We start from the raw sequence: 24,263 nt of genomic DNA on the forward strand, positions 1-24,263 counted from the left end.
AAACCCCAGTAAAATATGGGGTTTCTCGTCAGTCTGAAGCAGGCATCGTGATGCCTGCTTTTTATTTTTCAGACATGTATTCGCCAACCTGTTTGTACAATGGTGGGGAGGAGGGATGTTTCATGCCCCGCAGACTTTTGGCGGCGATCGCTTTTTCCACAGTGCTTGCATTTCTTTTGAGCCTCATCCCCACGGTTGGCTCACTGTCGCAAAAAGAAGATGTACCCGCATTCCAAGCAGCAAAGCCGATTGTGCTCGGTGAACATAATCTGGTGGATTTATTTACATTCATGCAGACTCATTATAATATTAAGCGTGTGAAATGGGAGAACCGTACCCTTTTCGTTGACATTGTGGTCAGGCCGACGGAAGAGGCGGATTTATCGGTGCTGTACCGTGATTTTTACACGGTTGCTTATGATGCGTTCCGTTATACCCAAAATGTCCATTCGCTGTTTTTCCGCGTGGTGGAAGAGGCGAAAGAAACACGCGGCAACTCCACGTTACTGGTTGCCATCGAAGCAAAGCGGCCGTCAGACCTGAAACAATGGCCAGCGCCTGAGCAGGTTGATAATTATTCCCGTTACATTGAAAAAACCTTTCCTGTGCGCATCGAGCCATATTTTCGGGAGAGAGTTAGTCCATAAGAAGGAAGTATGTTATACTGGAGGAGATTGTTTTGTGCGCTTTGTGAAAAGAAGAACAGCTTAATGGAAAGGTTGGATTTTGAAAGCTTTTTGCTGCCTGGAGGATGACGCATGACGAAAGAGAAATCGCGCGGGATAGACGATGTAAAAGAAATATTTGCAAGAATGGAGAAGCTGGCTTCGGTTCCTTTTGTCCAGAAATATGTGGATTCTCCACCTATCGCGGAGAACCGGTTGGCTTTGCTCTTTTTTTTCTTATGTGAAGAAGGAATGGATCGGGAACGGGCAAAGACCTTGTGCGTGACAACCGGCTTGGTCCAGCTGGGTCTGGATACCCATGAAAGTGTCCGTATTCGCTACGAGGATACGTTGGTCGACGAACGCAACCGGCAGCTAAGCGTACTTGCCGGAGATTATTACAGTGCACACTACTATCATTTGCTGGCGGAAGCGGGCGAGGTAGAGGCGATTCGTGTCTTGGCCGAAGCGATTCAATCCATCAATGAAGCCAAAATGAAGCTGTATCTATCTGAGAAAGAGGATCGCTTGTCCTCGGATGGCTATATCGATTTGCGGAAACATATTGATACGGCGCTGTATACGGCCATTGTAGCCCATTTTGCAGGAAGCTCCGAGAGCCGCCGTTTTTGGACATCCTTGTTTCACGAAACAGCTGCAGTCGAATGCATGATTGGCGCTTGGGAGCAACTGCAATGGGAAGAAAACGCACCCTTTGGATTTACCCGGCTGCTATTAAAAATTCCGGGAACAACAATCGGCCATGTGCTTTCCTTCGTAGAGACCAAAGCCATGGAACTGATGGCTGTGTGTGAACAATTGGTGCGTGGCTTTCATTCCGCAGAAAAGCAAAAGCTGCAGGACTGGATTGCCCTTTTCTATGGACACCGGTGGAACCGTCTGAAACGTGTGATTGAGGAGATGTAAAACGTGGATCAGCAACAGATGAGAGAGAAAGCTAGGTATGTCCATAACGTATTTGAAAATATCGCGGACGAATACGATCGCATGAACAATGTGATCAGCTTCGGCAGTCACGTCGCATGGCGAAATTTTACGATGAAGCAGATGAACATTCAGCCCGGACAAGCTGCCATCGACGTCGCATGCGGCACCTGCGACTGGACGATCAGCCTGGCCCGTTCCGTTGGGGAAAACGGCCGTGTGGTAGGCCTTGATTTCAGTCAAAACATGCTCAATGTAGGAGCGTATAAGGTAGAACAATCCGGGGTCCAAGATCGGGTGGAATTGGTGAATGGGGACGCGATGAAGCTGCCCTTTGCGGATAACACCTTTGATCACGCTACCATCGGATTCGCGCTGCGCAACGTACCGGACGTGCAAACCGTTCTGAATGAAATGACGCGCGTCGTAAAGCCGGGAGGGAAAGTGGTCTCGCTGGAAGTGTCCAAGCCGCCCTTTCTGCCTTATCGCCGCATGTTTTATTTGTATTTTTACCATGTGCTTCCATGGATAGCGAAAATGTTTGTGAACAAATATGAAGAGTATGCATGGCTGCCCAAATCGCTGACCAACTTTCCAGACAGCAAAGAACTGGCGAAAATGTTTCACACGGCCGGTCTGGAGCCGGTCCAGGTAAAATTGTTCATGGGTGGAGTAGCTGCGCTGCATATCGGCATCAAAAAGTAAAAACAGCATGATAACGTACGGTAAGATAGGAAGTGCATAGGATGATTTCCAAATTAAAAATTATATTAGAAATGATCAAATTTGAGCACTCGATTTTCGCGCTCCCCTTTGCTTTTATTGGCGCGGTCTTGGGAAATATAATAGTAGAGCATAGCTGGCCGACTTGGTCCGAAATTTTTTACGTGACCTTGGCGATGGTAGGGGCGAGAAGCGCAGCGATGTCGTTGAATCGGTTAATCGACCGCTATATCGATGCGAAAAATCCGCGGACAGCAACGCGGGCCATTCCCGCCGGTCTCATCAATATTACTGAAGTGATCGTCTTTATCGTGATTTCCTTCGCTTTGATGTTTTTTGCTGCCTTCCAGCTGAACAGTCTGGCGGTTAAACTGCTGCCGCTTGCCGTATTCGTCCTTATTCTCTATTCGTATACGAAGCGTTTTACCTGGGCTTGTCACTTTGTGCTGGGGATTGCGATCGGATTTGGACCTCTGGGAGGCTGGGTGGCCACTACGGGCCAAATCGACGCTACTGCGCTGCTGCTATTCGTGTCTGTCGTGTTTTGGACGGCTGGCTTTGATATAGTGTACGCATGTCAAGATGCAGACTTTGACCGGGAAGAAGGCTTATTTTCCTTGCCGTCTCGATTCGGCATTGCCAATGCTTTGCTGGTCGCTCGCTCCTGCCATGTGATTACGATCGCGGGGCTGTTCCTGCTGTATTTGCAAGCATCCCTCTCGATCTGGTTTTTGGTGGGCGTGATCATTTCCGCATTGATTTTGATCTATGAGCACAGCTTGGTAAAGCCAACGGATCTGTCCAAATTAAACGTGGCTTTCTTCAATATGAATGGGATCTTAAGCTGCGTCATGTTTGTATTTACAATGATCGATTTGGTGATGGTATGAACCGGAAGCAACTAGCAGTAGGGATAACAGGTGCCAGCGGGGCCATTTACGGGGTTCGTCTTGTGCAGGAGCTGCTCAAAGGCGGACACATCGTTCATTTGATGATCACCAAAGCGGGCTGGCAAGTGTTTCGTGATGAACTGGATTGGGATACAGAAGATCGTGAGAAAGTGCTGCAAGAGAAGTTTCAGCAAACATATCCGGGTACGCTGCATTATTGGACCCTTCGTGATTTTTCGTGCCCGGTGGCAAGTGGATCTCATCGAGGGGATGGCATGATTGTCATCCCTTGTTCCATGGGCACATTATCAGGGATTGCGCATGGAGCGTCCGGCAATCTCTTGGAGCGCTGTGCAGATGTGATGATCAAAGAGGGGCGGAAGCTGGTATTGGTGCCACGGGAGACCCCGTTAAATGCCATCCATCTGGAAAATATGCTGAAGTTGAGCAAGCTAGGTGTGAAAATATTGCCGGCGATGCCCGGTTACTATCAAAAGCCAGAAACGATGGATGATCTGATCAATTTCGTCGTAGGCAAAGCACTCGATTCCCTGGATATTTCACATGCCTTGTTCAGACGCTGGGGGGAATAATGTATGCAAGACAGACCCTTACGCATCGGACAAAATTCGTATACGAACGTGCTGCCGGTCTTTTATCATGTGGACCGTTCGCGATTCTCCGGGAAGATCGACTTCATCAATCAAGTGCCGGCCAAGCTTAACGCAGCTTTGGCCAATGGCACGATTGATGTAGGGGCGATCTCTTCTTTTGGCTATGCGGAGCACTTTGAAAACTACTGCATTTTGCCGGATCTGTCGGTGAGCGCGCAGAAAAAGGTAAGGTCACTCTATTTATTCAGCAAACGTCCGTTGGAAGAGCTGAACGGGGCCAAGATCAGAATGACCAATACGTCAGCGACTACGGTAAACCTGGTGAAAATCATTTTTCGCAAGTTCCTGGAGTTCCAGGTAAGCTATGAATCACATGCTCCCAATCTGGAAGAAATGATGCAGGAGGCGGATGGGGCGGTACTGATCGGTGATGATGCGATTGTCGCGTATCGGAACAATAAAACGTATTACAGCTACGATCTGGCAGAGCTCTGGTACCGTTTTACAGGTCTTTCCATGACATTTGCTGTATGGGCCGTACGCAAAGAGGCCATTGAGCAAAATGGTTCTTTGATGCGTGAGGTACATGCCGCGTTTTTAGAGAGCAAACAGCGTTCTTTGGCTAATTTAGACCCGCTTGTATCGGATGTGGTTGGGAAAATTGGAGGAGAGCCTGCTTTTTGGTTTGAATATTTCCGAGGGCTCTGTTACGATTTTAGTAAGAAAGAACAAGAGGGATTGGCCTATTACTTTGCCTGCGCGACGGAACTAGGCTTATTGCCTGGCCCGGTACCCATTCGCATTTGGGAGGACACAGTTCAGCACAATACCCTACGTTGATGAGTTAGGTGGAGCGGATGAAGCTAGTTGATATTTACTTCCAGTTAAAAAATGACGTTGATTATATTGAACAGGAATTGGCCAGTGCCATCGATACGAAATCGAGTGAGCTGTATCAATCGTCCACGCTGCTGCTGAAGGCGGGCGGCAAGCGGATACGACCTGTCTTTGTGCTGTTAGGCGGCAAGCTGGGCAATTATGATCTGAAAAAGCTCAAGTCGGTAGCGGTTCCCCTCGAGCTCATACATATGGCGACGCTGGTGCATGACGATGTAGTGGATAACTCCGATATGCGGCGTGGCAGTGAAACCGTGCGCGCGAAATGGGACAATCGCGTCGCCATGTACACGGGAGACTATATTTTAGGCCGAGCCTTGTCGGTAGCGACCGAATTGCCGAATCCGCAAATCCACCAGATCCTGTCGAAAGCGATCGTGGAGATGTGTAAGGGCGAAATCGAACAAGTGCGCGATCTCGATAACTGGAATCAAGGGCTGCGGACTTATTTGCGCCGGATCAAAAGGAAGACGGCTTTGCTGATTGCGATCAGCTGCCAGCTTGGGGCTTTGGCAAGCGATGCTTCATCTGAAGTGGTGCGTCGGATGTATCGATACGGCTACGATGTAGGGATGGCCTTCCAGATCACCGATGACATTCTTGATTTTACGGGTACCGAAAAGCAGCTGGGCAAGCCTGCCGGAAGCGATCTGCGTCAAGGGAATATCACCTTGCCAGCATTATATAGCGCGATGGTTGGCCCTGAAAAAGAGCGATTCCAGACGTGGATTACAAAAGGGACCCTGCACGAAAATGTGGATGAGGCGATCCAGCTGATCAGGGGCAGTGAAGGAATCCGGTTTGCCCAGTCGTTGGCGGATCGTTATCTGGATCGTGCATGCGCAACCTTGGCGGATTTACCGGACACTTCCACCAAAAAGTCGTTGCTGGAAATCGCCCATTTCATCGGAAATCGCAAATTTTAATGTTTTTTTAACGGGACAAGGTTGCTTGCCCGTTTTTCTTCTGATAAAATTTCTAAGGGCAAGAAAGGCTTGTCACAACCAAGTCTGCTTGATTCAATTCGAAAAATACATAGTGTGATGGAGGCAACATAACAATGGAAAAAACGTTTATTATGGTGAAGCCTGACGGCGTTCAACGCAACCTGATCGGTGAAATCGTTTCCCGTTTTGAGAAAAAAGGCTTTACGCTTGTTGGTGCAAAATTGATGACAGTAAGCCGTGAATTGGCTGAACAACACTATGCAGAACACAAAGAGCGCCCTTTCTTCGGCGAACTTGTTGATTTCATCACTTCCAGCCCTGTATTCGCAATGGTATGGGAAGGTAACAATGTGATTGCTACCGCTCGCAACATGATGGGCAAAACCAACCCAGCTGATGCAGCTCCTGGCACAATCCGTGGCGATTATGCAACATCTGTAGGAATGAACATCATCCACGGTTCCGATTCTCCAGAAAGCGCTGAGCGTGAAATTAACCTGTGGTTTGGCGCGAACGAAGTGGTTTCCTTCGAAAAAACAATCCAACGCTGGATTTAATTCCTGAAAAAACGGGAAAGACCTCTTTAGGGGTCTTTTTCTTTTTCAGGAGGCAGGATTTGTCCGGCAAAAGGAGAATGGCAAAGGCAGGACATCGAAGGAGGACTTTTTACGTATGGAAGATAAAGATTTCAACCTATTCATCGCGAATATTAAAAAAATGACGGGCATTGATCTGGCGTTGTACAAAGAAGCACAAATGAAACGGCGCCTGACATCGCTGCGGTTAAAACGAGGACATCAGACATTCGCCACTTATTTTGAGGCGTTGGCCAAAGATAAAGAGCTGTTTTATGAATTTCTGGACCGCATGACGATCAACGTCTCTGAATTTTTCCGCAATCCAGGCCGTTGGGAAGTGTTGGATAATAAAATCCTGCCGCGCTTGATGCAGGAATCGCGCAAACTGAAATGCTGGAGCGCCGCTTGCTCCACTGGGGAAGAGCCGTATACGCTGTCGATGATTCTCATGAAAAAAAACTATATGAAGGACAGCAGTGTGTTGGCTACCGATATCGATGAAGGGGCGATTGCAAAAGCAAAGCAGGGTGTCTATACGGATCGGTCCTTGCAGGATGCACCGAAGGATCTGGTCAGCAAATATTTTGTGAAAGACGCCATGAGCTACCGGATCTCCCCGGAAGTGAAAAATCATGTGACGTTTAAAAAGCATAATTTGCTTGCAGACCAGTTTGATACAGGATTCGACCTGATCATTTGCCGTAATGTCATGATTTATTTTACGGAAGAAGCGAAAAACGAGCTGTACATGAAATTCAGCCGGGCCCTTCGTCCAGGCGGGGTGCTGTTTGTGGGCAGCACCGAGCAAATCTTTCAGCCGCAGCAATATCAATTTGAGGCGGAGGATACCTTTTTCTATCGCAAAAAAGGGTAAATTTTCAAACGGTACGTATATCTGGACTGCAAATTCCCAATTATATGGATAAGCATAATAAATGGGAGGATGCGCATGGACAAAGTCAAGGTAATTGAAGCGTACCGTCGTGGTTTGATAACGCTGCAGGAATGCGGGCAAATATTGGGTGCAGACAAGACGCAATTAGACGATCTCGTGTCCGTGGATCATTTCCGCCGACCAATCAAGGCCGCAAATTATGCGGTTGCCGATCAATTGTGATTCATCCACACCAGCAAGAAGAATGCCTCTCTTTTCGAAGGGAGGTATTTTTTTGGTTTTCATTCCCTGAATAGGTGTGATATTATAACGCTTAAAAGTGTTAAAGGAATGACAAGGTTCGCACAACGAAGTGAGTACCAATAGGAGGAGAGAGAGATGAGATACCTGACGGCTGGAGAGTCCCATGGACCGCAATTGACTGCCATCATTGAGGGAGTGCCAAGCAATTTAGCGTTTTCCATCGAAAAAATCAACGAGCAGCTGGCGCGCAGACAAAAAGGTCATGGCCGCGGCAGACGGATGCAAATTGAAAAGGATCAGGTACGGGTTCTTTCCGGTGTACGTCATGGTTATACCACAGGAGCACCGATCACGCTAGTGGTAGAAAATAAGGACTGGACACATTGGCAAACCATTATGGGTGCGGAACCGACTGACGATGCGGAAGGAAAGCGCCGTGTTGCACGTCCGCGTCCCGGTCACGCTGACTTAAATGGTGCCATCAAATACAATCAGCGCGATATGCGCAATATTTTGGAAAGATCGAGTGCGCGGGAAACAACCATGCGTGTAGCGGTTGGCGCAGTTGCCAGACAGCTGCTGGAAGCGTGCGGAATCCTCGTGGCGGGACAGGTGCTGCGCATTGGAGATGTGGAAGCACAGCGCATCGAGGTACCGATTGAAGAGCAGATTCGACGTACGGAGGAGTCTCCAGTCCGCTGCTTGGATCAAGAGGCGGAAGCGAAAATGATGGCAGCCATCGACAAAGCGAAAGAAGACGGAGATTCCCTCGGCGGTTTGGTCGAAGTGCGTGTCGACGGCGTTCCAATCGGTCTCGGCAGCCATGTGCAGTGGGATCGCAAGCTGGATGGCCGTTTGGCGCAAGCGGTAATGAGTATTCAGGCCTTCAAAGGCGTTGAGATCGGGATCGGGTTTGAAGCGGCAGGACTTCCTGGCTCGCAGGTCCATGATGAGATCGTGTGGGAAGAAGGCAAAGGCTTCAGCCGCAAAACCAACCGCGCTGGCGGTCTGGAAGGCGGTATGACCAATGGCATGCCGATCATCGTCCGTGGTGTCATGAAGCCGATTCCTACCTTGTACAAGCCGCTGATGAGTGTGGATATCGACACGAAGGAAGCGTTTACGGCAAGCATTGAGCGATCCGACAGCTGTGCGGTTCCGGCGGCAAGTGTTGTGGCAGAATCGGTCGTAGCTTGGGAAATCGCACGGGCCATGTGTGAGAAGTTTGCTTCCGACACAATGGAGCAGATGCTGGAGAACATCAGTCAATATCGCGCGTATACGGAGACGTTCTAAGATGAGCAAACGATTGCGGGTAGAATTGGGTGAACGCAGCTACTCCATAGTCGCGGGAGAAGGGCTTTTGGCAACAGCAGGTTCTTACTTGAAAGAAATTGGCATCAAGTCGTCCCAGCGACTGTTTGTCATTACGGATGAACAGGTCGCTCCGCTGTATTTGCAGCTCGTCCGTGATGCGCTCAGCAACGAAGGGTATCAAGTCGATGCCGCAATCGTGCCAGCAGGGGAGCGGGCAAAAAGCATGAGTGTGTACGAGCAGGTGATGACCGAGGCAATCGAAGCGGGGCTTGATCGCAAATCGGTGATCATCGCGCTGGGCGGCGGAGTTGTCGGGGATCTTGCCGGCTTTGTCGCAGCTACGTATATGCGCGGAATTCCATTTATCCAGATGCCCACAACCTTACTGGCGCATGACAGCTCGGTCGGGGGCAAGGTGGCGATCAACCATCCGCTCGGCAAAAATTTGATCGGCGCCTTTCACCAGCCACTCCTGGTACTCTACGATATCGGGACACTGCGGACGCTGCCAAAGCGTGAGATAGCCGCAGGGTATGCGGAAGTGGTCAAGCATGGACTTATTTCAGATGAGGCATTTGTTGCTTGGCTGGAGCGGAATGTAGGGTCGCTGAAAAAGCTGGAAACGGAAGTGACGGCGGAAGCGATCATGCGTGGCTGCGCGGTTAAGGCCAATGTGGTTGCAGAAGACGAGACGGAGCAGGGGTTGCGTGCCATTTTGAACCTCGGGCATACATTTGGCCATGCCTTTGAAGCCCTGTCCTCGTATTCAGCGATTAACCACGGCGAAGCCATTTCCATTGGAATGGGCTTGGCAGCGGATGTTTCCGTGCGCCTTGGTCTAACCTCTGAAGAAGTGCCGGTGCGCACAAGGAATTTGCTGCAGGCGTTCGATTTGCCAGTGGAATGGCCGCATGCATTGTCTCCGGCAGACGTATTGGAAGTCATGAAGCGGGACAAGAAGGGACTTGCCGGGAAGCTTGTCTTGGTGCTTCCCCGTGAAATCGGTAAGGTGGAAGTAGTCAGAGAAGTAGCGGAAAGCTTAGTGCTTGAAGTCATGAGTGATTTACAGAGGGGAGAAGGGTAGAATCATGAGTAGCCGAGGGATTCGGGGAGCCATTACCGTAGAAACAAATAGCAAGGAAGCGATTCTCGAGGGCACTCGTCTGATGCTCTCCGAGATGGTGGAACGAAATCAGGTACATCCGGATGATATTGCGAGCGTGTTGATTACCACCACGGAAGATCTGGATGCCGTTTTTCCGGCGGCAGCAGCACGTACGCTGCCTGGCTGGGAATATGTGCCGCTGATGTGCGCGCGGGAAATCCCTGTGCCAGGCAGCCTGCCGCTTTGCGTGCGGGTGATGATGCTGGTGAATACAGACAAGCGCGCAAATGAAATACACCATGTCTTTTTACGGGATGCCGTAAAGCTGCGCCCGGATTTGCTGAAATGAATTAGCAATTGACAGAATGATGGAACTTTACTAAGATAAATAGCAATTAGTGAAGCCCAAGGTTTTAGATGAGAGTAGAGCGTAAGTGAGACAGTGTAGTTAGACAGTTTGATTGAGCAGCTAGCTTATGAGCATGAGGCAGTTGAGATGAGTGGAGTAGAGGTTAGATGAGGAGAGAAGAGCGTAAGCTAGGATTTATGTGGATACGCATAATCCAGGACTCTTCCTGGATTTTTTATTTTCTCCGTTTCTTTCCTCCTCTTCAAGAAAAGAAGAGGTGAATGCAAAGATGTTTTTCCCCACATTACCCGAGGTCCAAAACCTCGCGGCGCAATTTTCCATGATCCCGGTAAAGCTGACGCTGTTGGCTGACAAGGAAACACCCATCCGTTTGTACCAAAAGTTCCGCAGCAATCATTCCTTTTTGCTGGAGAGTGTAGAAGGCGGCTCTCGGTGGGCGCGATATTCCTTTATCGGCCTGCGCCCCTTTTTGTCGGTGGAGGCAAAAGGAAATGAGATTCTCATCTCCCATCGCGACAAGGACCCTGAAAGTTTGCACGGCAATCCGATTGAAGTGCTGCGAGGTCTGATGAAGCAGTATCGCAGTCCAAATCTCAAAGAGATGCCGCGTCTAGCAGGCGGGGCGGTTGGATATTTTGGGTACAACACCCTGCATTACTTTGAAAGCCTGCCTGAGCACACACATGATTCTTTGAACATCGCAGACATGCGTTTTCTGCTCGTGGATGAGCTGATCGCATTTGATCATTTGAAGCAAGAAATCCAAATCATCGTGAACCTCCAGGTAGAGGAGGGTGCCACAGCGGAACAAATCGCGAGCAGCTATGCCCGCGTATGCGGGCGCATCGAGCAGATCGCTGACCAAGCCGTGATGGAAATCGCGGATCAATCAAGCGCGAGACAGATCAGCGTAGGCTCTGCGGAAGCGCGGACACCCAATGTAAAGGTGAATATGGAGCGCAGTGTTTACGAAAACATGATCAACCGGGCGAAAGAATATATCGCTGCCGGTGATATTTTTCAAGTGGTTCTTTCGCAGCGTTTTGAGCTGGAGACAGAGATCGATCCGTTTTCCGTCTACCGTGTACTGCGCACGCTCAATCCTTCTCCATATATGTATTACTTTCAGTTTGAACAGGAAACCGTCGTAGGGGCGTCACCGGAGCTCTTGGTCCGTGTGGAGGACAGAAAGGTGGAAGTACGCCCGATAGCAGGGACGAGAAAAAGAGGCAGTGATCGCAGGGAAGACGAAGAGCTGGCAGCGGATTTATTGGCGGATCCCAAGGAACTGGCCGAACACATGATGCTTCTTGATTTAGGCAGAAATGATGTCGGGAAGGTTTCTGAATATGGCAGCGTAAACGTAGAGGAGAAAAATGTGATCGAATATTACTCCCACGTCATGCACATGGTTTCCCATGTAAGCGGGATTCTGCGTGAGGATCTCGATCCGTTTGATGCGTTTCTCTCGGCATTTCCAGCGGGGACTGTCTCGGGTGCGCCAAAACTGCGGGCCATGGAGATTATCGCCGAGCTGGAGCCGGATGCGCGAGGGACGTACGCGGGTTCCATCGGCTATCTGAGCTTTACGGGTAATCTGGATACGTGCATCACGATCCGGACGATTTTATTTAAGGATGGAAAGGCCTATATTCAGGCAGGAGGCGGCATTGTGGCGGACTCGGAACCCGCCCTCGAGTATCAGGAATCAGTGAATAAGGCCGCCGCGACAATTCAAGCGATTGTCAAAGCCGAACAACTATTTCTGCGGGAGGGTGAACGCTCATGCTGTCTGTAGCAATCGAAAAGATCATCAAGGGAGAGCATCTGGACCGTGAGACCGCTCGGGAAGCGATGGGAGAAATCATGGACGGGAGCGCAACCCATGCGCAGATCGGGGCATTTCTCGCAGCTCTGCGTCTAAAGGGAGAGCAGCCGGAAGAGATCATCGGTTTCGCACAAGCGATGCGCGCGCGATCCGTCGCGTTTCCGTTGCAGCTGGACGGTTTGGTTGACACCTGCGGGACAGGCGGAGAAGGAAGCAATACGATCAACATTTCAACAGCGGCTGCTATTGTAGCAGCCACGGGCGGGGTCAAAATCGCCAAGCATGGCAACCGCGCCGTTTCAAGCAAAAGCGGCAGCGCGGATGTTTTGGAAGCCTTGCAAATCCCGATTACGCTGACTCCGGAACGGGCAGCCGATTGCCTGCGCCAAACAAACCTCTGCTTCCTGTTTGCGCCTCTCTATCATCAGGCGATGAAGCATGCCGCGGGGCCGCGAAAAGAACTCTCCATCCGTACCGTGTTTAATCTGCTTGGTCCGCTGACGAACCCTGCACGGGCAAAAAGACAGCTGATGGGTGTCTATGATGCCTCGCTGCTTCCTGTCGTGGCGGAAGTGCTCGGCGAATTGGGAGTGGAACGGGCGCTGGTGGTTGCTGGGGAAGACGGCATGGATGAGTTGACCGTGACAGGAGTCAGTTATATCTCCGAGCTGCGGGATGGCAAAGTGAACAGCTATACGGTTGTACCTGAGCAATTCGGGCTGCAAATACATCCGCTCGAGCAATTGCGCGGCGGTGATGCGAATGAGAACGCCACGATCATACGAGAAATGTTTGCCGGCAAACGAGGACCACATCGGGATATCGTCTTGTTGAATGCTGGAGCGATCCTCTATATGGCCGATCAGGTCCATTCGATCGAAGCGGGAGTGATGAAGGCTGCCGAGCTGATCGACTCCGGCAGGGTGCTGGAAAAGCTGGAACAAATCCGTACGGTGGCAGGGGGCGTTTCCAATGCTTCATAAGATCGTGGAAACCAAGCGTGAAGAAGTAAGCGAGCTGCACCAATCGACTACCGTGGCTGCATTATTGGAGCAAGCGGCAGCGATGGACGCGCCGCGCGGATTTCAGATCAGTCTGGAACAAAGCGCTCGTCAAGTCAGTGTCATTGCGGAAGTGAAGAAAGCCTCGCCATCCAAAGGGTTGATACGGGAAGATTTTCATCCAGAAAAAATCGCACAGGCTTATCAACAGGCGGAGGTGGAAGCGATCTCCGTTCTGACCGATAAACAATACTTTCAGGGGAATCTTGACTATTTGCCGCAGATTCGCGCAGCGGTCTCGTTGCCCCTCTTACGAAAAGATTTTCTCATCGATGAATGGCAGGTAGTGGAAGCGAGAGCCTATGGAGCGGATTGTATTTTGCTCATCGCCGCGATCTTGGACGGACCGCAAATCCATCATTTTTCCCAGACTGCACATCAGCTGGGCATGGATGTGCTGATCGAGGTGCATGACGCAGAAGAAGCAGAAAAAGTATTCCGTCATACCTCGCCGCGCCTGCTGGGGATCAATAATCGCAATCTGCGCACATTTCAGGTGGATCTGGCTACGACACAGGAAGTGATCAAGCAACTGCCCAAAGAGGTGACAGTCGTCAGTGAGAGCGGAATCGCTGCCCCAGATGATATTGCCTGCGTCGCACAGGCGGGAGCCAGAGCTGTTTTGGTCGGGGAGCATTTCATGCGGCAGGGCGATATCGCCGCTGCGGTACGTGACCTGGTGGGAGAGCGAGTGACGAATCGATGAATACAAAAGTGAAAATTTGCGGGCTGCGAAATAAAGAAACGCTGGCCCTCCTCACAGAGCTTCAGGTCGATTATGCGGGCTTTGTATTCACTCCCAGCAAACGGCAAGTGACAGCGGAGCAAGCTGGTGCCATGATGGCCTCGGTTCCGAACCGTCCGGCTGCGGTAGGTGTGTTTGTCAACCCCACGCTGTCCGAATTGGAACAGACGCTTGCACAAGCGCCGCTTGATGTTATTCAGCTGCATGGACAGGAATCAGCGGAATATTGCGAGGAAGTGAAAAAGCGTTTTGCTTTGCCGGTATGGAAGGCGGTGCCCGTTGGCGAAGAGGGGCCGCTCGCTGTGGATCTGACTGCATTTCGCCCGCATATCGAAGCTTTTCTGTTTGACACACATGACACGTCGGTTGCCGGTGGGACCGGAAGACGTTTTTCCTGGGCACAGATCCCCTTGTTAGCTGATCTGGCGGGAGAGGCCACAGTCGTGATCGCCGGAGGTATCACGGTGGACAACGTGGGGGAGCTTGTCAGTCAATACGCGCCTACCTTCATTGATCTATCCAGCGGGGTTGAAACGGACGGAGCAAAAGACCCCGAGAAAATAAAAAAATTGATGCAAAGGGTGAGGAAACATGAGCAGTCTCACACAATCACAAACAACGCTGCCGAATGAAAAGGGACGTTTCGGTTCGTATGGCGGAAAATTCGTGCCGGAAACATTGATGAATGCGCTGATCCAATTGGAAGAAGCGTTTGCTGATGCGCAAAAAGATCCTGCGTTCCGCGCTGAACTATCTCACCTTTTGCAGGAATACGCCGGCCGACCCACTCCTCTATACCATGCGGCAAGAATGACAGAGGTTTTAGGCGGTGCGCAAATTTATTTGAAACGGGAAGATTTGAACCATACAGGCGCACATAAGCTGAACAACGCACTGGGCCAAGGATTGCTGGCCAAGCGCATGGGCAAAAAAGCGATCATCGCCGAGACGGGTGCCGGACAGCATGGCGTGGCCAGTGCGACGGTTGCGGCGAAGCTCGGTCTTTCCTGCAAAGTGTTTATGGGTGAGGAAGATATCAAAAGACAGGCGCTGAACGTATTTCGGATGAAGCTGCTAGGCGCAGAGGTTGTCTCGGTGACCTCGGGGTCTCGCACACTCAAGGATGCGACAAGCGAAGCGATGCGCTTCTGGGTTTCGGATGTGCAGAATAGCCACTATGTGCTGGGATCGGCTGCGGGTCCCCATCCTTATCCGTATATGGTCAGGGAATTCCAAAGAATCATCGGCGAAGAGACGAGGGAACAGATATTGAAGCAGGTCGGCAGATTGCCGGATGAAGTGATCGCGTGCGTTGGTGGCGGAAGCAATGCGATCGGGATGTTTTATCCGTTCCTCCAGGACAACGTCAAGCTCCGCGGTGTAGAAGCAGCGGGACATGGCACCGATACGGATAAACATGCGGCTACGCTGACCATGGGCAAACCAGGAATCCTGCATGGGTCGTTAACCTATCTCTTGCAGGATGAGTTTGGTCAGGTACAGGAGGCGCACTCCATCTCAGCAGGACTGGATTACCCGGGGGTAGGACCCGAGCATTCCTATCTGAAGGATACCAAGCGGGTCACATATACGTCGGTGACGGACCAGGAAGCGCTGGATGCGGTCAAATTCCTGTGCGAGACGGAAGGGATCATTCCGGCTTTGGAAAGCGCACACGCCGTTGCAGAGGCGATCAAGCTGGCGCCGACACGTTCGTCAGAGGAAATCTTGGTGATTTGTCTGTCGGGCCGCGGGGACAAAGACGTCGCGACCATCCAAGCGGCACTGGATGCAAAACAGGAAAGGGGAGAAGCCTTGTGATCACGGTAGAAAATCGCATTGACCAGTTGTTTGCCGATCGATCGAAAAAAAGATTTATCCCCTTCATCACCATAGGGGACCCATCGCTCGCTGTGTCGGAAGAGTTGGTCATCGCGCTGGCCGAAGCAGGTGCTGATCTGATTGAGCTGGGGGTTGCCTATTCCGATCCGATCGCGGACGGACCGACTATCCAGCGGGCATCCCAGCGCGCGCTTGCGGCAGGAGTCACGATGGTGGATGTGATGCATCTCGTATCCCGCGTTCGGCAAAAAGGTGTAACCATTCCGCTTGTTTTCTTTTCCTACTACAACCCGGTGCTGCAATATGGCCTGGACGCATTTTTCCACGACCTGGCGGCATGCGGAGCGGATGGAATCATCATCCCCGATCTGCCAACGGAAGAAAATGAAGAGGCGTCGGCTGCGGCAAAAACCAACGGTGTCCACCTCATCTCTTTGGTTGCTCCGACTTCAAATGCACGCATCTCGGCGATTGCGCAAAAGGCTTCCGGCTTTGTGTATTGCGTGTCCAGTCTTGGCGTGACGGGTGTTCGGGACGAATTGCCAGCAGACCTCGGGCAATTTCTCGACCGTGTCAAAGCAAGTACGGACAAACCGATCGCGGTCGGATTCGGCATATCCACGCCGGAGCAGGTGCGGTTCACCGCCAAACATGCGGATGGAGTGGTCGTAGGCAGCGCGATCGTCCGGGAGGTAGAGAAAAACCTCGCTTTGCTCACCGATCCTGACAAAAAAGCAGAAGGCATTGGAGCCGTAAAAAGATTTGTACAACAGTTAACCGGTGCGCTACAATAACAGGAAAACGTTTGGGAGTGATTGATCCATGGAACCGAAGCAGCGCATACTGAACGCCCCGGTCTATCAGCCCGGAAAGCCCATCGACGATGTAAAACGCGAGCTCGGTCTAACCGATGTGGTCAAGCTCGCCTCGAATGAAAATCCGTTTGGCTGTTCACCGAAGGCAATCGAGGCGATTCAGGATCAACTGGGAAAGCTCGCCATTTACCCGGATGGAGGCGCAGTTCAGCTTCGGCAGGATCTCGCACATTTTCTCCAAGTCGATCAAGACCAACTGATATTTGGCAACGGTTCGGACGAAATCTTGCAAATGATCGCACGTGCTTATTTGCACGAAGGCGTAAATACCGTGATGGCAACACCTACTTTCTCGCAGTACCGTGCCAATGCGATCATTGAGGGAGCGGAGCTGCGGGAAGTCCCACTGAAACATGGCGTTCATGATTTGGCTGCGATGGCAGCTGCCATTGATGAAAAGACAAGAGTGGCGTGGGTATGCAATCCGAATAATCCGTCGGGGACGATCTGTACGGAAGAAGAGCTGATCGGTTTTCTCAAGCAGGTGCCGGGACACGTATTGGTTGTATTGGACGAAGCTTATTACGAATATGTGGTTTCTCCTGTCTATCCACAGACCGTATCGCTGCTGACCGAATTTCCGAATGTCATCATCTTGCGGACGTTTTCGAAAATATATGGCCTCGCAGCACTTCGTATCGGGTACGGCATTGCTTCCCAAAAGGTGATCTCGCACCTGAGCCATGTTCGCGAACCATTTAATACGAATGCACTTGCCCAGGCAGCTGCACGAGCAGCAATCTGTGACCAGGGATTTGTACAGGAGTGTCGGGAACGAAATCGGTTGGGCTTACAGCAGCTTACGGATCAGTTCGATGAGTGGGGCCTTGTGTATTATCCTTCTGAGACGAATTTTATCCTCGTGAACCTGCAGCGTGATTCGGACGAGGTGTTCGGGCAGCTGCTCAGGCAGGGAATCATCGTTCGATCCGGCAAGGCTTTAGGTTTTCCCGGATGGATGCGGATCACGGTAGGCAGCAAAGAGCAAAACGAGCGCGTTATAGCTGCGCTTGGAACCATATTGGAAAAGGTAGGGCAATAGCAAACGACGGTGCCGGTGAAGAGCCGGCATCTTTGCATCTTGACAATTTAGCGCTTTTAAGCGAAAAAGAAAGAAAAGAAAAAGAGGAGCTTGGAGATGAAAACGACGATAGCTGTTCTTGGCGTAGGGTTGATTGGCGGCTCGATCGCTCTGGCTTTGCGGCAAGATTCAGAACTGCGGATTATCGGATTCGATGTACGGGAAGATTTTTTGGATAAGGCCCTCACCAATGGGGTCATTCATGCGGGAACCACTGATTTGCAGACGGCTGTGCGTGAAGCCGATGTCATTTTTTTGTCCACACCCGTTGAGCAGATCTATACTTTGCTCGATCAGTTCGCTACACTTTCTTTAAAGCCAGGTGCGATCCTGACCGATGTCGGCAGCACGAAACAAGGCGTGGTTACGTATGCACAGTCGCGTGTCCCTCGTGACGTCACGTTTATCGGCGGTCATCCCATGGCCGGCTCGCACAAATCCGGGGTGGAAGCTGCCAATCCGCTGCTATTCGAAAATGCTTATTACGTCCTGACACCAGGGGCAGGAACAACCGAAGACCAGCTCCACCGGCTGCAAGAACTGCTCCAGCTGACACGGGCAAAAGTGGTTGTAATGGATCCAGCCGAGCACGATCGGGTCGTAGGGGCAGTCAGTCATTTTCCGCATATCATCGCAGCTGTTCTGGTCAATCAGGTCGCTCAGTATGATCAGGCAAATGATTGGCATCGTCGCCTGGCTGCGGGAGGATTCCGCGATATCACCCGTATCGCCTCCAGCAATCCCCGCATGTGGCGGGATATTTTGCTGAATAACCGCGAGCATTTGCTCCAGATAGCCGCAGATTGGCGCGAGGCCCTCGACAAGATCATGGACGTGGTAGCGCTGGGGGAGAAAGACGAAATCGAACAGTTCTTCAGAGAAGCGAGAGACTTCCGGGATGGACTGCCAGAGCGTCAAAAAGGGGCTTTGCCGCCTTTGTATGATTTGTATATTGATATTCCGGACCACCCGGGTGAGATCGGAAAGATTACCACCCTGCTGGGAGCCAAAGAAATCAATATTATCAATATCCAAATACGGGAGACCAGAGAAGATATGCTAGGCGTGCTCCGCATCACGTTCCGCAATCAGGCGGAGCTGGAAAAGGGCGCGGAAATGCTGCGTTACTTTGGTTATACCGTATATAGCAGAGATTAAGAAGAGGAGTGGGGAATTCCATGCTGAAAATGAGTCAAGCGAAAAGGATTACGGGAGAAGCAGTGGTGCCTGGTGACAAGTCCATTTCCCATCGTGCGGTAATGTTCGGTGCGCTGGCAGAAGGGACGACGAGCATTTCCGGTTTTTTGCAGGGGGCGGATTGTTTGAGCACGATCAGCTGCTTTCGCCGCATGGGCATCGAGATCCAGCAAGAAGGGGATCAGGTGACCGTACAGGGGAAAGGCTGGTTTGGCTTGCAAGAGCCTGAGCGCGGACTGGATGTAGGTAATTCGGGGACGACGATCCGGTTGATGTCCGGCATTTTGGCAACTCAGCCATTTCATTGTGTCGTGGAAGGGGACGAGTCGATCGCCCGTCGACCAATGCGCCGTGTGGTAACACCCCTGAGGGAAATGGGGGCGAAAATCGACGGCCGCAAAAATGGGGAATTTACCCCGCTGTCGATCCGAGGCGGCGAGCTGAAAGGTATCGCCTACCAGTCGCCGGTTGCCAGTGCGCAGATCAAATCGTCCATCCTGTTGGCCGGTTTGCAAGCACAGGGCATCACAAGCGTATCGGAACCGCATCTTTCCCGCGACCATACCGAGCGGATGCTGCAAGCCTTTGGTGTGGAAGTGATTCGAGACGGCCTGACGGTGTCGGTTCAAGGGGGACAAGTATTAAAAGGCCGAGAGATCCAAGTCCCGGGTGATATTTCTTCCGCGGCCTTTCTGATCGCTGCTGTCATGGTTGTGCCGAACAGTTCGCTTTTGATCCGCAATGTGGGGATTAATCCGACAAGGACGGGAATAATCGATGTTGTTCGCGCGATGGGCGGTCATATCGAGCTGCAGAATGAGCGGGTGGTGAATGAAGAACCTGTAGCGGATCTTTTCGTACAGCATTCCGAATTGACCGGCACTGTGATTGAAGGAGACCTGATCCCGCGGCTGATCGATGAGATTCCGGTCATTGCCGTGATGGCCACGCAAGCGCAGGGGCGCACCGTCATTCGCGATGCGGAAGAGCTTCGGGTGAAGGAAACGGACCGGATCGCAACCGTCGTAAGCGAGTTGAGCAAGTTTGGAGCAAAAGTAACGCCGACCGCTGACGGGATGGTCATTGAAGGTCCGGCTAAGCTCACGGGTGCAGCGATCGATAGCTTGGGGGATCATCGAATCGGCATGGCGATGGCGATTGCAGGGTTAGCTGCCGAGGGGGAAACCACGATTGCGAATGCAGAAGCGATCAATGTTTCGTTCCCTGGATTTGAGCAGTTGATGAAAAAGCTGACCGTGACTGAATAAAATGTAAGGAGGGAGGCGCCGCTGGCTTGTGTACAGGGGTGCCTTCTTTGTGTTGGGAGAAACGAGACAAATCGCCATATGGATAAGGTAGAACACGAAAGACAAAGGTGCGAAATTAGGTTTATACGGAATAAAAAAAATGATTTGACAAGCGCTTACATTTCAGTATAATAAAAAGTACAGTATGGTTTCTCTCCACTCCTATCCAATATATTCTCTGCACTCTGTGCTACCGTCGTATGAATGCGCTTACATGCGTATAACGACGGCTTTTTTTTATGCAAAAATGGCCAAGCATTTCGACCATCTCTTCCCTGAGCGGGTAGGTGGACTTTACCGGAAAGTGTCATCCTTTGCGAGGTTCATTCATATGCTCGTACTACTGAAAGCTGTTCGGTTCGGGGAGGGACAAGCTATGAAAGAAACGCATATGCTGGTCAAAGGTGGAACATTGGTCACTGCTTATGGGATGAGAGAAGCGGATATTTGGATTGAGGAAGGGAAAATTGCGCATATCGCAAAGCGAATCATTGACCCGAGCAAACACCGTGCTTCTTATGACCTTGACCGTATCTTTGATGCGTCGGGTTATTTGGTGCTACCAGGATTTATTTGGGCGGGCCATACCAACTTCAGCCGATTGACGCCTGTATCCCATTTCTTGCGTGAAGTGAGAAGCGTCATCGAGAGAGGCTATACCTCCATGTTGGATACCATCCGGCTGGAAGATTGGATGAAGGCCGAGCACATCCTTTATCAGATGACGCCGCATTATAACAATCTGATTGATTATGCCATCCAGATCAGTGTGGAAGCGAGACATTTCACCCCGCGCGTTTTGCGTATGCTGGGGCGCCAGGGGATACGCTTGATACAGGTCGTTGTTCGTGATGGCAGTGAAATGGATGCATTCCAATGGGACATACTATATCCCATCATTCATCATTATCAATTATCCATAGAGCTGCATGTGCCTACGGATATAGAGATTTCATCCGTTAAAAAACGCAGGATCATTGAGGCGTGGCTGCAGGATTGTCAGTACGGAAAAATTCGAACCCGAGTAGAACACCCGCATCCCTTTGTGTTAACGCAAAACAAAACGTTTTATCATTTGGCCATGCTGACAGAAGATCAATGTGAGAAGTGGTTTCAGTACCTATCGCACAATTGGTATGGTTCTTTCCCTGCGTTTGCTGCCTTGGAGCAAATCGTCATACGCCAAAAAGAATGGCGGAAACTTCCGATTGAATTTTTAAGTCTGTTGGTTCGATTGTCCTCGACGAATTTTGCAAAAGCGTTGGGCACATATCCCCGAAAAGGGTGCCTGCAAGCTGGGGCTGACGCGGATTTACTATTCATCGAGAAGTCCGCTTGGTTGACAAATTTCGATCTTTCTACTATTCTAAAATGTAGCGAAATATGTCTTCCTACCTATGTGATGTCAAAAGGGAGATGGATTTACCGGGACGGTGTCCATTCTCCGTTAGTTGGAACAGGAAATTACTTACACGATCTAACACCATACAGCTACGTCATATGACCCCGTTTTTCGGGGTTTTTTCACAGTATCGGAACATACCCAGCTTTATTCGTTCTGCTCCTTCCGGTACCGCAGGCAATGATTTCATTTATGGACGATACAAAAGATGAAAAAAGTAGAAATAGACTGCGCAACTTTTCCAAATCCCATTAGTCTAATTGAACAAAGGCTAACGGGGACCGGAATCGCAAGGGGGTAGTCCTGGCAATGACCGATTCCCAGCTTATCCGTGAAATTAAAGAAGGAAATGTGGAGTGTTACGCGGAGCTGATACGGCGATACGAAAAAAAGATAATTGCCTTTGTGAGTCATATGTTGCGTCAGGCTCATTTGGAACACTTGGCCGAGGATATTAGTCAAGAAACGTTTTATAAGGCATATAAAAATCTTCATTCCTTCCGTGACGTAGAAGCGACATTTTCCACCTGGCTCTATACGATTGCGCGCAATACCGTATTGAGTGAGCTGCGTAAAAGCCGCAATTCCGATGTTTATTTAGAGGATACGACTTCTGTACCTACTGTTTCACATGAACGCTTGCCCGAACAGCAGCTGCTACAGACTGAGCGCGAAGTCCTGGTGCGTCAGGCGATTAACAGCTTGCCGGAAAAGCAGCGTTCCGCATTGATTTTACGTGAATATGAACAAATGGATTACAATGAGATAGCATCCATTCTCGATCTTTCAGTGAGTTCTGTGAAATCCCTATTGTTCCGAGCACGTCAAAGCATTCGAACAGAGTTGGAAGGGTATATGGGCGATCCTCGTTTGGAAGAAGCTGAAGGGATGAATAAGCGATGAAGTGCGAAGATGTACAAGAACTCATAAGTGAATATGCGGAAGATCGTCTGCCCGAGATGACCAAGCGCAGGGTGGATCAGCACCTGGCCGGGTGCGCGTCCTGTACCTCCGACTATCAATTTTGGGCAGAGAGCGACAGTTGGATGAAAGTGGAGCGGGAGCAGTATGCTTCGGTGTCGACAGCGCGTTCCATTGTGGATGCAGTCATGGCTCGCATCCTGTCCGAAGAGAAGTGGGCCATTCCGTTTGGCAGAAAGGTATTCACCTTGACTGCTCGAATGAGACGGATCGGTGCGAGTGCCGCTGTGATCCTGCTGATGCTGTGTGCCTTCTCCCTTTATTCGGAGGCCAGCATTTCCGATCAGGCAATGCTTCCGGAGAGCGGTGTCGTTGCCATGGTTCCACCGGATAGCGATGTAGAAGTAAAAGATGATGCCGTGAAAACCGCTGGGGTAGAAACAGTGGAGCCCATGGGCGTAGACGAAATCGCCTCCCCACCTCTGAACAGCGGGATGGATTATACTACCGACGATCAGACACTTGGGGATGGCAAGCCTAACTTTGGTTTAATTCTTGGTTTTTTCGGTATACTGGTTACCGTAATTTCCTTGAGCTGGATGTCAAGAGTGAAAGATCGTTCATAAAGACCGTCTGAGGACGGTTTTTTTTACTCGATGAGAATTTATAAAATTCTCATCAACATAAGAGCAACTAAGCTACGCCAAAGACTTGGCGTAGCAAGTTTTTTCTAATCAGCAAACAGATACATAAGTGAAGCAATGTTATGAGGTGGCGAAGAAAATGACAATGACCAAGCAATGGCTGTTCGTAATTGACCAAGCGGTTGAAAAAATAGAGAACGATGAAATCGAACTTGGCTTGCAGGCTTTGAAGAAAGTGCAGGAGCATGGAAAGGATTTGCCGGAAGTGATGCTGTATTTGGCAGATGTATGGTTTCGCCTGGGGCATCTCCAGGATGCTTCCGAGCTTTTGCACGATCTATTGGCGGCCCCTGAAAAGATAAAGCATTCCCTTGTCCAAGAATGTCAGCTGCTGCTCGCTGAAATCGCCATCACCGAAAACGATTTGGAGCTAGCGCAAACCCTCTTGTACCAACTAAAAGAAGAAGGATACGAGGAGATGGAGCTGTATTTGCTCTTGGCGGATCTGTATGCGCTGCAGGATCTGGACGAGGTAGCGGTCAAGTATTTGCAGATGGCCTATGAAAAGGCACCAGAGAACGAGCAGTTGGCTGCCGCTTTGGCAGAGATGTACATACGCACAGGCAAGCAAAGCGAAGCGCTGGAGCTCCTGGAAGAGGTCTCGGAGCCCAGTGTGGATGCACTCCTATTCAAAGGGCGGATGCTGGCCCAAAATGGAGAGATTGAGCAGGCATATGCTGCGTTTTTGGAGGCGGCTACCAAAGAACAATCTGCAGAGATCCTCTACGGCTGCGGTCTCATGGCGTTCCATCTGGGAGCCTTGGAAGAAGCGAAAACCTATATTGAAAACATGCTGGTGCTTGATGATGAATATTTGGCCGGGTATCCGCTGCTAAGCGATATTTACTTGTCCTTAGGAAAGACAGAAAAGGCGATTGAAGCCCTGCAGCAGTATGTGGATCTTTCCGGATATGATTTGGAGCAGATTCGCCGATTGATTGCGCTGCTGCAGCAATCCGGGCGATATGAAGAAGCGAAATCGTATCAAAAATTGCACGATCAATGGAATCTGGAAGAGGAATAAGTCCGACCTGCAAAAACAGGATGCCGTATTTATGGCATCCTGTTTTTTATGTACGCCCAGCATGGGCGTCATCTCTAGGGTGAGAGT

At 50.6% G+C, this 24,263-nt stretch carries 26 protein-coding genes; all 26 read left to right on the plus strand.

Features of this window, described 5'->3' with window-relative positions; all coding sequences use genetic code 11:
* Positions 1–122: 122 nt before the first annotated feature.
* The 26 genes from EIZ37_RS24605 to EIZ37_RS24725 all read left to right on the plus strand — a co-directional run bounded on the left by EIZ37_RS24605 (position 123) and on the right by EIZ37_RS24725 (position 24,176).
* A complete protein-coding gene (locus EIZ37_RS24605; protein ID WP_134687407.1) occupies positions 123–647 on the plus strand; it encodes a hypothetical protein in 525 nt (174 codons plus the stop codon).
* A 111-nt stretch (positions 648–758) separates the two neighbouring features.
* Complete coding sequence (locus EIZ37_RS24610) at positions 759–1,592, plus strand: heptaprenyl diphosphate synthase component 1 (RefSeq protein ID WP_134687408.1); 834 nt, start codon at positions 759–761, stop codon at positions 1,590–1,592.
* A 3-nt stretch (positions 1,593–1,595) separates the two neighbouring features.
* On the plus strand, positions 1,596–2,315 hold the full coding sequence (locus EIZ37_RS24615; protein WP_134687409.1) for a demethylmenaquinone methyltransferase: 720 nt from the start codon (positions 1,596–1,598) through the stop codon (positions 2,313–2,315).
* Positions 2,316–2,356: 41 nt separating this feature from the next.
* A complete protein-coding gene (locus tag EIZ37_RS24620) occupies positions 2,357–3,223 on the plus strand; it encodes a UbiA-like polyprenyltransferase (protein WP_134687410.1) in 867 nt (288 codons plus the stop codon).
* Complete coding sequence (locus EIZ37_RS24625) at positions 3,220–3,816, plus strand: UbiX family flavin prenyltransferase (protein WP_134687411.1); 597 nt, start codon at positions 3,220–3,222, stop codon at positions 3,814–3,816. The genes EIZ37_RS24620 and EIZ37_RS24625 overlap by 4 nt, the downstream gene beginning before the upstream one ends.
* A gap of 3 nt (positions 3,817–3,819) precedes the next feature.
* The gene (locus EIZ37_RS24630; protein WP_134687412.1) at positions 3,820–4,677 is read left to right on the plus strand and encodes a menaquinone biosynthetic enzyme MqnA/MqnD family protein; all 858 of its coding nucleotides are present in this window, start codon (positions 3,820–3,822) and stop codon (positions 4,675–4,677) included.
* Between the two features lie 17 nt (positions 4,678–4,694).
* Positions 4,695–5,660: a heptaprenyl diphosphate synthase component II gene (gene hepT / locus EIZ37_RS24635; RefSeq protein ID WP_134687413.1), complete on the plus strand. Its 966-nt coding sequence runs from the start codon at positions 4,695–4,697 to the stop codon at positions 5,658–5,660.
* Positions 5,661–5,794: 134 nt separating this feature from the next.
* Complete coding sequence (ndk, locus tag EIZ37_RS24640; RefSeq protein WP_134687414.1) at positions 5,795–6,238, plus strand: nucleoside-diphosphate kinase; 444 nt, start codon at positions 5,795–5,797, stop codon at positions 6,236–6,238.
* 115 nt (positions 6,239–6,353) lie between these two features.
* A complete protein-coding gene (locus tag EIZ37_RS24645; protein ID WP_134687415.1) occupies positions 6,354–7,133 on the plus strand; it encodes a CheR family methyltransferase in 780 nt (259 codons plus the stop codon).
* A 75-nt stretch (positions 7,134–7,208) separates the two neighbouring features.
* The gene (locus EIZ37_RS26195; protein ID WP_167569117.1) at positions 7,209–7,376 is read left to right on the plus strand and encodes a hypothetical protein; all 168 of its coding nucleotides are present in this window, start codon (positions 7,209–7,211) and stop codon (positions 7,374–7,376) included.
* 156 nt (positions 7,377–7,532) lie between these two features.
* Positions 7,533–8,693, plus strand: a complete 1,161-nt coding sequence (aroC, locus tag EIZ37_RS24650) for a chorismate synthase (protein WP_134687416.1) — start codon at positions 7,533–7,535, stop codon at positions 8,691–8,693.
* Between the two features lies 1 nt (position 8,694).
* Positions 8,695–9,798 (plus strand): 3-dehydroquinate synthase, encoded by a 1,104-nt coding sequence (gene aroB, locus EIZ37_RS24655; protein ID WP_134687417.1) that lies wholly within the window; start codon positions 8,695–8,697, stop codon positions 9,796–9,798.
* Positions 9,799–9,802: 4 nt separating this feature from the next.
* Positions 9,803–10,168: a chorismate mutase gene (aroH, locus tag EIZ37_RS24660; protein WP_134687418.1), complete on the plus strand. Its 366-nt coding sequence runs from the start codon at positions 9,803–9,805 to the stop codon at positions 10,166–10,168.
* A 289-nt stretch (positions 10,169–10,457) separates the two neighbouring features.
* Entirely contained in the window at positions 10,458–11,987 is a 1,530-nt protein-coding gene (gene trpE / locus EIZ37_RS24665; protein WP_134687419.1) for an anthranilate synthase component I, read from the plus strand.
* A complete protein-coding gene (gene trpD, locus EIZ37_RS24670) occupies positions 11,975–13,000 on the plus strand; it encodes an anthranilate phosphoribosyltransferase (RefSeq protein ID WP_134687420.1) in 1,026 nt (341 codons plus the stop codon). Before trpE ends, trpD begins: the two co-directional genes overlap by 13 nt.
* Positions 12,990–13,784, plus strand: a complete 795-nt coding sequence (gene trpC, locus EIZ37_RS24675) for an indole-3-glycerol phosphate synthase TrpC (RefSeq protein WP_134687421.1) — start codon at positions 12,990–12,992, stop codon at positions 13,782–13,784. Before trpD ends, trpC begins: the two co-directional genes overlap by 11 nt.
* Positions 13,781–14,455: a phosphoribosylanthranilate isomerase gene (locus EIZ37_RS24680; protein ID WP_134687422.1), complete on the plus strand. Its 675-nt coding sequence runs from the start codon at positions 13,781–13,783 to the stop codon at positions 14,453–14,455. The genes trpC and EIZ37_RS24680 overlap by 4 nt, the downstream gene beginning before the upstream one ends.
* On the plus strand, positions 14,415–15,644 hold the full coding sequence (trpB, locus tag EIZ37_RS24685; protein WP_134687423.1) for a tryptophan synthase subunit beta: 1,230 nt from the start codon (positions 14,415–14,417) through the stop codon (positions 15,642–15,644). Before EIZ37_RS24680 ends, trpB begins: the two co-directional genes overlap by 41 nt.
* Entirely contained in the window at positions 15,641–16,459 is an 819-nt protein-coding gene (gene trpA / locus EIZ37_RS24690) for a tryptophan synthase subunit alpha (RefSeq protein WP_134687424.1), read from the plus strand. The genes trpB and trpA overlap by 4 nt, the downstream gene beginning before the upstream one ends.
* A gap of 28 nt (positions 16,460–16,487) precedes the next feature.
* Positions 16,488–17,582, plus strand: coding sequence for a histidinol-phosphate transaminase (gene hisC / locus EIZ37_RS24695; protein WP_134687425.1), 1,095 nt, complete (start codon positions 16,488–16,490; stop codon positions 17,580–17,582).
* Positions 17,583–17,678: 96 nt separating this feature from the next.
* Positions 17,679–18,779: a prephenate dehydrogenase gene (locus EIZ37_RS24700; RefSeq protein ID WP_134687426.1), complete on the plus strand. Its 1,101-nt coding sequence runs from the start codon at positions 17,679–17,681 to the stop codon at positions 18,777–18,779.
* A gap of 20 nt (positions 18,780–18,799) precedes the next feature.
* Positions 18,800–20,086 carry a 3-phosphoshikimate 1-carboxyvinyltransferase gene (gene aroA / locus EIZ37_RS24705; protein ID WP_134687427.1) on the plus strand — a complete coding sequence of 429 codons (1,287 nt, stop codon included), beginning with the start codon at positions 18,800–18,802 and terminating at the stop codon, positions 20,084–20,086.
* Positions 20,087–20,501: 415 nt separating this feature from the next.
* On the plus strand, positions 20,502–21,629 hold the full coding sequence (locus tag EIZ37_RS24710) for an amidohydrolase family protein (protein ID WP_134687428.1): 1,128 nt from the start codon (positions 20,502–20,504) through the stop codon (positions 21,627–21,629).
* A 207-nt stretch (positions 21,630–21,836) separates the two neighbouring features.
* Positions 21,837–22,430, plus strand: a complete 594-nt coding sequence (locus EIZ37_RS24715) for an RNA polymerase sigma factor (RefSeq protein WP_134687429.1) — start codon at positions 21,837–21,839, stop codon at positions 22,428–22,430.
* Positions 22,427–23,074, plus strand: a complete 648-nt coding sequence (locus tag EIZ37_RS24720; protein WP_134687430.1) for a zf-HC2 domain-containing protein — start codon at positions 22,427–22,429, stop codon at positions 23,072–23,074. Before EIZ37_RS24715 ends, EIZ37_RS24720 begins: the two co-directional genes overlap by 4 nt.
* 157 nt (positions 23,075–23,231) lie before the next feature.
* Entirely contained in the window at positions 23,232–24,176 is a 945-nt protein-coding gene (locus EIZ37_RS24725; protein WP_328591384.1) for a tetratricopeptide repeat protein, read from the plus strand.
* The last annotated feature ends 87 nt before the right edge of the window (positions 24,177–24,263 follow it).

It is taken from the genome of Brevibacillus migulae (assembly GCF_004521915.1).
GTDB classification, from domain to species: Bacteria; Bacillota; Bacilli; order Brevibacillales; family Brevibacillaceae; genus Brevibacillus_F; species Brevibacillus_F migulae.

Excerpts from the sequence above, each read along its gene's own strand:
- EIZ37_RS24605 (WP_134687407.1), top strand. The coding sequence starts at position 123 with ATGCCCCGCAGACTTTTGGCGGCGATCGCTTTTTCCACAGTGCTTGCA.
- EIZ37_RS24610 (WP_134687408.1), top strand. The coding sequence starts at position 759 with ATGACGAAAGAGAAATCGCGCGGGATAGACGATGTAAAAGAAATATTT.
- EIZ37_RS24620 (WP_134687410.1), top strand. The coding sequence starts at position 2,357 with ATGATTTCCAAATTAAAAATTATATTAGAAATGATCAAATTTGAGCAC.
- EIZ37_RS24625 (WP_134687411.1), top strand. The coding sequence starts at position 3,220 with ATGAACCGGAAGCAACTAGCAGTAGGGATAACAGGTGCCAGCGGGGCC.
- EIZ37_RS24630 (WP_134687412.1), top strand. The coding sequence starts at position 3,820 with ATGCAAGACAGACCCTTACGCATCGGACAAAATTCGTATACGAACGTG.
- hepT (WP_134687413.1), top strand. The coding sequence starts at position 4,695 with ATGAAGCTAGTTGATATTTACTTCCAGTTAAAAAATGACGTTGATTAT.
- ndk (WP_134687414.1), top strand. The coding sequence starts at position 5,795 with ATGGAAAAAACGTTTATTATGGTGAAGCCTGACGGCGTTCAACGCAAC.
- EIZ37_RS24645 (WP_134687415.1), top strand. The coding sequence starts at position 6,354 with ATGGAAGATAAAGATTTCAACCTATTCATCGCGAATATTAAAAAAATG.
- EIZ37_RS26195 (WP_167569117.1), top strand. The coding sequence starts at position 7,209 with ATGGACAAAGTCAAGGTAATTGAAGCGTACCGTCGTGGTTTGATAACG.
- aroC (WP_134687416.1), top strand. The coding sequence starts at position 7,533 with ATGAGATACCTGACGGCTGGAGAGTCCCATGGACCGCAATTGACTGCC.
- aroB (WP_134687417.1), top strand. The coding sequence starts at position 8,695 with ATGAGCAAACGATTGCGGGTAGAATTGGGTGAACGCAGCTACTCCATA.
- aroH (WP_134687418.1), top strand. The coding sequence starts at position 9,803 with ATGAGTAGCCGAGGGATTCGGGGAGCCATTACCGTAGAAACAAATAGC.
- trpE (WP_134687419.1), top strand. The coding sequence starts at position 10,458 with ATGTTTTTCCCCACATTACCCGAGGTCCAAAACCTCGCGGCGCAATTT.
- trpD (WP_134687420.1), top strand. The coding sequence starts at position 11,975 with ATGCTGTCTGTAGCAATCGAAAAGATCATCAAGGGAGAGCATCTGGAC.
- trpC (WP_134687421.1), top strand. The coding sequence starts at position 12,990 with ATGCTTCATAAGATCGTGGAAACCAAGCGTGAAGAAGTAAGCGAGCTG.
- EIZ37_RS24680 (WP_134687422.1), top strand. The coding sequence starts at position 13,781 with ATGAATACAAAAGTGAAAATTTGCGGGCTGCGAAATAAAGAAACGCTG.
- trpB (WP_134687423.1), top strand. The coding sequence starts at position 14,415 with ATGAGCAGTCTCACACAATCACAAACAACGCTGCCGAATGAAAAGGGA.
- hisC (WP_134687425.1), top strand. The coding sequence starts at position 16,488 with ATGGAACCGAAGCAGCGCATACTGAACGCCCCGGTCTATCAGCCCGGA.
- EIZ37_RS24700 (WP_134687426.1), top strand. The coding sequence starts at position 17,679 with ATGAAAACGACGATAGCTGTTCTTGGCGTAGGGTTGATTGGCGGCTCG.
- aroA (WP_134687427.1), top strand. The coding sequence starts at position 18,800 with ATGCTGAAAATGAGTCAAGCGAAAAGGATTACGGGAGAAGCAGTGGTG.
- EIZ37_RS24710 (WP_134687428.1), top strand. The coding sequence starts at position 20,502 with ATGAAAGAAACGCATATGCTGGTCAAAGGTGGAACATTGGTCACTGCT.
- EIZ37_RS24715 (WP_134687429.1), top strand. The coding sequence starts at position 21,837 with ATGACCGATTCCCAGCTTATCCGTGAAATTAAAGAAGGAAATGTGGAG.
- EIZ37_RS24720 (WP_134687430.1), top strand. The coding sequence starts at position 22,427 with ATGAAGTGCGAAGATGTACAAGAACTCATAAGTGAATATGCGGAAGAT.
- EIZ37_RS24725 (WP_328591384.1), top strand. The coding sequence starts at position 23,232 with ATGACAATGACCAAGCAATGGCTGTTCGTAATTGACCAAGCGGTTGAA.